The following is a 1047-nucleotide window of genomic DNA, read 5'->3' on the forward strand; positions in this document are numbered from 1 at the left end:
ACTTGTTTCCACAGTGACACTGTGGACAGGTGTGGACGAGGTCGGAAATCTTGCGGAAAAACTGCACCCTCCTTGTGAGCCCGGTGTGAACGGCGCCCGGCCGTCCACACCCGCAGCGAATCGACGGGGCAGCCCGCCCACATCCTCTGCACACCGCCATCCGGGCCCTGACCAGCCGGGACGCGCCTTGTCCACAGGATCCACAGCACCTATGACGATGACGAGAACCCAGATGACGAGAGATGCCCCGACAACGAGGGTCCCGAGCGCTCCGACAGCCGGCAGGTGCGGAACGGAACAGCTCTCCTCCGACACTCCAGCTGCAGCCCGCCCGCGGCCGCCGACCGTTTGTGGCGTGTTTGTGGTGCCGCCTCGGCACAGGGACTAGTGTCTGAGCCCCCATGTCCGACCTGTCGAAGTGAGAGCACCGTGAAGTTTCGGGTTGAGCGAGACGTCCTGGCCGAGGCCGTGACCTGGGTGGCGCGTGGTCTGCCCGCACGCCCGCCCGTGCCGGTTCTCGCCGGTGTGCTCATCGACGCCAGCGAGGAGGGCTCGCTGACGCTCTCGGCGTTCGACTACGAGGTGTCCGCCAAGATCACCGTCCCGGCCGACGTCGCGGAGGAAGGTCAGGTCCTCGTGCTCGGCCGGCTCCTCGCGGACATCTCCCGCAACCTGCCGAACAAGCCCATCGACGTCAGCACGGACGGGACCAAGGTCAACGTCGCGTGCGGCTCCTCGCGCTTCAGCCTCCGCGAGATGCCCGCCGCCGACTACCCGACGCTGCCCGCGGCTCCCGAGGCGAGCGGCACCATCGCCGGCGACACCTTCACCCAGGCCGTCGCCCAGGTGTCCATCGCCGCCGACCGCGGCGACACGCTGCCCATCCTCACCGGCGTCCGCATGGAGATCGACGGGGACAAGGTGACGCTGCTCGCCACCGACCGCTACCGCCTCGCGATGCGTGAGCTGACGTGGACACCGAGCGAGTCCGACGCCAGCCACGTCGCCCTGGTCCCGGCCCGACAGCTGTCCGACACGGCCAAGGCC

Annotated in this window: 1 protein-coding gene; it reads left to right on the forward strand. The window is 68.7% G+C overall.

The genetic code is table 11. The annotated features are described in order from the left end of the window. Positions 1–429 precede the first annotated feature (429 nt). Positions 430–1047 (forward strand): DNA polymerase III subunit beta (gene dnaN / locus ACR9ZK_RS21590; protein WP_481344013.1); only part of this gene is annotated, 618 nt, incomplete at its 3' end.

This window comes from Monashia sp. HAY1-5C (assembly GCF_056755255.1).